The organism is Bullifex sp. (genome assembly GCF_034103065.1).
In the GTDB taxonomy this organism is placed as follows: Bacteria; Spirochaetota; Spirochaetia; order Sphaerochaetales; family Sphaerochaetaceae; genus Bullifex.
The window spans coordinates 1-5,986 of sequence record NZ_JAXEGN010000029.1; the positions used below are offsets into that span (position 1 = coordinate 1).

Genomic DNA, 5,986 nt, shown 5'->3' on the forward strand with positions numbered 1-5,986 from the left:
TATAACTTCCCTTGTACTAGAATTGAAGGTTATGGAATGGCTACTAACACATTCCCATCTTGTGCATTCAGAGGTTTCGGTGCACCTCAAACTATTTTTGCAATTGAAACACACTTAAACCACATTGCTAGAAAATTTGGTTTAGATCCAGCTATTTATAAGAAAAAGTATTTCTTAAAGAAGGGTGATGAGACTGTTACAGAAGGTCACATTGTAGAAGATGTAAAGCTTCCTGAGATGATGGAACAAATTACAAGTGCAAGTGATTACTTCAGAAAGAGTGCAGAATATGGGTATGGTTCAGGAAAAGGTATTGGAATTAGTTTCTACAACCATGGTGGTGCATTCACAGGTAATGGTGAGCAAGCAATCATTAAAGCTAAATTGAAGCTTGTTAAGAAAGGAGACAAGTTTATAGTTCTTTGTGGTCAAACAGAGATGGGCCAAGGCTTTAGAACTGCTTTAAGAAAGATTGTTGCATCAACACTTGAAGTTGGAATGGATGATGTAATCTTTGATGCTCCGAACACAGATATGGTTCCTGATTCAGGTCCTACCGCTGCATCAAGATCAACAATGGTTGTTGGTAATCTTGGATATAGAGCTGCTCTCTTGATGAAAGAGAAGATGGGTGAAGAAAATGCTGAGGTAGAAGTTCAATATGAACATCCAGATGGTCATCCATGGGATCAAAAGACATTTAAGGGTGATGCATACCTAGGTTATGGTTGGGGTGCTGCTTGTGTTGAGGTTGAAGTAGATAAGCTTACCAACGAAGTAACAGTTAAGGGAATTTGGACTAGCCATGATATTGGTAAGCCAATTGATGAATTAATTGTTCATGGACAGGTTAATGGTGGTGTAATGCAATCTCTTGGCTATGCTGCTATGGAAAAGATGGAAAATAAGAATGGACACTTCAAGCAGTCAAGTATGTCAGATTACGTTATTCCAACAAGTATGGATTTCCCTAAGCAGGAATACTTCTTTGTTGATAACCCTTATCCATGGGGCCCTTATGGAGCTAAGGGCATGGGTGAATTAGTATTTAATGGTACTGATGCAGCCTATGTAGATGCTGTAGAAAGAGCTCTTGGTATCGATTGTAAGAAGATACCTATTCCAGTTGAAGATATAGAAGGACTTAGAAAATGAGCATGATAGAATTCAGACTAAATGGAAAGCCTGTTGCTTTTGATGGGGACCCATTAAAGAGACTTTTAGATGTACTTCGTGATGATTTTAATATCACAGGTACAAAGGAAGGTTGTGGAGAAGGTGAGTGCGGTGCTTGTTCAGTAATTAAAGATGGAAAATTAGTTACTTCATGCATTATTCCAATAGGTGCAGTTGGTGGATCAGAGATTATTACAATTGAAGGTCTACGTGATACAGAACAAGGTAAGTGTTTAGTAGAAAGCTTTGCTGAAGGTGGCGCTGTGCAGTGTGGATTCTGTATTCCAGGTATGGTTCTTGCTGCACAGGCTCTATTGATGAAAAATCCTCATCCAACAGAAGCTGATATTCGTCTCGCAATAAGTGGTAACATCTGTCGTTGTACAGGTTATGACTTGATTGTTGAATCCATATTGCTTGCAAGTAAAAAGGGAGAAGGCTTATGGTAAACGAAACATATATTCCATCAACACTTGAAGAAGCATTAAAAATTAGAGCAGAAGTGCATGCTAAGCCATTAGCAGGTGGTTCTGATTTAATGGTTCAATATAGAAGAGGAACTGGTGTTGTTCCAGTTTTCCCTTTCCCTGTAATGATTATTTCAGGATTAAAAGAACTAAAGGGTATTAAAAAGGAAGAAGATGGTTCTGTAGTAATTGGCGCATTAACAACATCTGCTGAAATTGCAGAGTGTGAGGATGTTCCATACTTTGTTAGAAAAGCTGCTTCCTTAATGGGTGCAATCTCTCTAAGAAATAGTGCAACAATTGGTGGTAACTTAGGTAATGCATCTCCTAAAGGTGATTTACCTCAGCCTTTAATTTTACTTGATGCAAGAGTAATCCTTGAAAGTGCTACTTCTAAAAGAGAGATTTTAGTTGATGACTTCATCAAAGGAAGTAAGAAAACTGATTTAAGAGATGATGAAATTATTACAGCAGTTCGTATTCCTGAAGTTAAGTATACATATGGTTACTATAGAAAGATTGGAACACGTAAAGCTAATGCAATTAGTAAACTTTCAATGTCTGCTTTATTAACACTAGAGGATGGCGTTATTAAAGATTTTAGAGTTGCAAGTGGAGCTGCTGGTCCTAAGATTGCACGTAACAAAGATAATGAAGCTAAACTAATTGGTAAAAAATTAGAAGATATTAATTCTCTGACTCAAGATATTGTCAAAACTCATGATGAAACTATTTCTCCTCATGCTATGGCAACTTGGAGAAGAAATACTACTTCTCGTATGTTAGAGTACTTCCTTTCTGAAGTAAGTAAAGGTGGAGAAGGAAGAATTATTGAGTAAAAAGGAGGAAGAATGGAATTAATTAAATCATCATCCCTTTGTGAATGTGTAAAAGCTAAAAAGGAGAGCTCACAAGCTGTATACCTTTCTGGTGGTACAGAAGTATTGCGCTTAAGCTCAAGTGTGAAGGCTGATGCTGTTATTCCTGTATCATCCCTTATTGAAAAAAAGATTGAAGTTAGAGGAGATGAGATTTTTATCTCTTCTAACATGACATTTTCAGAATTAATCGATTCTGAAATTGTGCCATCAGCACTTAAGGATGCATGCAAATATCTTGCATCTCGTGCACTAAAAAATGCGGCTACAATTGGTGGAAACATCGCAGCAAAAAGATGTGATAGCTTCTTAATTCCAACACTGTTAGCATATGATGCTAAGCTTGTAGTATTCTCAGGCGAGGAAAAGATTTGTCCATTAAAGAAATATGTAGCTAAAGGTGGATGTAATTGTATTATTGTTGGAATTCTAATTAATCCTCTTATTAAAGTTGCAAATAAAAGAGAGTCTCTTACAAGTTCAACTCATGCTGCAGTAACATCTGCAATGAGTGAAAAAGGTTATTTTGCTGCTGTTTCAGGTGGTGCAATATATTCTAGTTTAGAGGATGCTCTTGCTGGTGAGATCAAAGCAGATATTACAGGTAGCGTTGAATACAAAAAATATCTTATCAAAGAAAACTATAATATCCTAAAGGAGGCATTAAATGGTTAGTTTTACTCTAAATGGAAAGAAAGTATCATCAAATCTTGATTTAATGACTCCTTTAAGAGATGTTTTATTCTCTTTAGGATGTAATAGTGTAAGAGATAGTGATGATCGAGAAGGTTTTGCAGGAAGTGACTGTATTATCTTTAATGATGAAGTAAGATCTTCAAACCTCATTTTACTATTTATGGCAGAAGATGCTGTTATACTTACAGCTGAAAGCTTAATTAAGAATAGAAAGATAAATGATGTACAGCGTGCTATGATAGCAGCAGGTGTTGTTCAAAGTGCTTATAACTCACCAACAGTTGCATTAATCTTAACACATCTGCTTTCTCACAAGCCTGATGCAACAAGAGATGATGTAAAAGATGCCCTTTCTTCTGTATTCATTCGTGATGCGGGTTATGAACACTTCTATCTTGCAGTTAAGCTTGTACAAGAAGAGAGAGCAACAGGAAGTTATCAAACTCCTGTATCACCTTCATTTAGACCTAATCTTGATGTAATTGGTAAGCCAACTGGAAAAATTGATGGTGAAAGCTTAGTTAGAGGTGAAAAGGTATTTGTAGAGGATAAGGTTCCTCAAGATGCTTATGCTCTTGAAGTATTAAGAAGCCCATATGCTATGGCTTATGTAACAGATATAGACACCAGTGAAGCTGAAAAGCTTGAAGGTGTTGAGACTATTTTAACTTGGAAGAACGTTCCAGATGTTTATTATATGTCAGCAGGCCAAGGAAACCCTGAACCAAGCCCTCATGATAGAAAATTAATCAACAGAAAGGTTCGTCACGTTGGTGATCGTGTTGCGGCAATTGTTGCTAAAGATAAAGAGACTTGTGAAAAGGCAATGGCTCTTATTAAGGTAACTTACGAACCTCTTCCTGCTGTATTTACAGTTGAAGAAGCAATGGCTGAAAATGCTCCACTTGTTCATAACGGTAAGATTGAATACGTTGTTGGTGCACCAAGTGATCTTGATGAACAGAATAAGTCTTACGATGAAAGAGATGGAAAAGTTATTTACCAATTCCCACTTCATGGTGATATCAGACATAATATTGCAGCTGGAGCACATGGTGGTATTGGTTCTCTTGAAGAAGGCTTTAAAGAAGCTGATGCTATTGTTGAAGAGACATACCAAACAAGCCAAGTTCAATGTACTCCACTTGAACCACATGTTTGCTATTCATTAATTGAAAATGGTAGATTAACACTTCATGCTTCAACTCAAGTACCTTGGCATGTAAGACGTATCGTTGCAACAGTATGTGGTCTTAGTGAAAACAAAGTTCACATTATTAAAGAGCGTGTAGGTGGTGGCTATGGCTCTAAACAGGATATCTTAGTAGAAGACCTTTGTGGTTATTGTACTTATATTACCGGTAAGCCAATTTACTACAGAAATACTAGAAAAGAAGAGTTTATTGCAAACTCAACTCGTCATCCAATGCGCTTAACAGTAAAGATGGGTGGTAAAAAAGATGGAACCATTACGGCAATTTACATGGATGTAAGAGCTAATACTGGTCCTTATGGTAACCACTGCCTTACAGTACCAATGAATGCATCAAGTAAGACTCTTCCTCTATTTGCTGTTAAGAATATGTTCTATGATCTTAACACCTATTATACAAACATTGCTCCAACTGGTGCATACCAAGGATATGGTGCTCCAAAAGGCTACTTTGCAATTATGTCTGCTTTAGCAGAGCTTTCATGGCGCCTTGGCCTTGATCCATTAGAGGTTGCAAAAAAGAATGTAGTTGAAGAAGGCTATATGCTTGAAATCTTAAAGGGACTTGGAGAAGGAAGAGAAGGTGCAATTGTTCCTGTTGGCTCTTGTGGTGTTAAGCAAGCACTTGAAGAAGGGGCTAAGATGATTGAATGGGGAAAGAAAGAGACCTCAGATGATCCTGATTGGTCAATTGGTAAGGGCTTTGCTATGATTCAGCAGGGTTCTGGCCTTCCAGGTCTTGATCATTCTAACTGCCAGGTTAAACTTTTAACTGATGGAACCTTCTTAGTATTAAGTGGTGGAGCTGATATCGGTACTGGTCTTGATACTATTTCTGCAAAAATTGTTGCTGAGCAAACTAAAATTGGCTTAGACAAAATTAGTGTTATTTCAGGTGATACAGATTCCTGTCTCTTTGATACTGGCGCTTATGCATCAAGTGGTACATATTTCTCAGCATCTGCAACCTTGAAGGCTACTGAGGATTTAGTAAAGAAGATGCTTAAGGAAGCTAGTTTCCAGATGGGAGAAGCTGAAGAAGATTTAATCTTAAGAAGTCCTGGTGAAGTATATAGCACAAAGAGTGGTAAAACTCTCTCATATGCTAAACTTAGCCATGATACTCTATCAGGAACTGGTCATGGTCAGTTAGTTGGTACAGGGTATTTTGTAACACCAAACAATGCTATCCCTTATGGTGCTCACTTTGCACAGGTAGCAGTTAATAAGAGAACAGGTGAAGTTAAGGTTATGAAGTTCTATGCCCTTCAAGATGCTGGTACTCCAATTAACCCTGAAATTGCTCTCTGCCAGATGTATGGTGCAGCAATGAAGAGTATTGGTCATACTCTTTATGAAGGTATGGTACTTGATAAAGATGGTGTTTGCGTAAATGCAAACCTTACCGATTACGGAACACCTATGATTGGTGAAGCTCCAGATGACTTTAAAGCTGTTCTTATTGATATTAATGATCAATATGGACCATATGGTGCTAAGAGTATTAGTGAAATTGCAACTAACGGAGCCGCTCCTGCAATTGCAATGGCTATTGC

Annotated in this window: 5 protein-coding genes; all 5 read left to right on the forward strand. The window is 37.6% G+C overall.

Going from position 1 to position 5,986, the window contains the following annotated elements:
• Positions 1–1,155, forward strand: a 1,155-nt coding sequence (locus SOY52_RS01100; RefSeq protein WP_320847140.1) for a xanthine dehydrogenase family protein molybdopterin-binding subunit, incomplete at its 5' end; no start/stop codon positions are given.
• Positions 1,152–1,625, forward strand: coding sequence for a (2Fe-2S)-binding protein (locus SOY52_RS01105; protein WP_320847141.1), 474 nt, complete (start codon positions 1,152–1,154; stop codon positions 1,623–1,625). The genes SOY52_RS01100 and SOY52_RS01105, both read left to right, overlap by 4 nt.
• A complete protein-coding gene (locus SOY52_RS01110) occupies positions 1,619–2,482 on the forward strand; it encodes an FAD binding domain-containing protein (RefSeq protein ID WP_320847142.1) in 864 nt (287 codons plus the stop codon). The genes SOY52_RS01105 and SOY52_RS01110 overlap by 7 nt, the downstream gene beginning before the upstream one ends.
• 12 nt (positions 2,483–2,494) lie before the next feature.
• A complete protein-coding gene (locus SOY52_RS01115; protein ID WP_320847143.1) occupies positions 2,495–3,196 on the forward strand; it encodes an FAD binding domain-containing protein in 702 nt (233 codons plus the stop codon).
• Positions 3,189–5,986: molybdopterin-dependent oxidoreductase Mo/Fe-S-binding subunit (locus SOY52_RS01120; protein WP_320847144.1), on the forward strand; the 2,798-nt coding region annotated here is incomplete at its 3' end. The genes SOY52_RS01115 and SOY52_RS01120, both read left to right, overlap by 8 nt.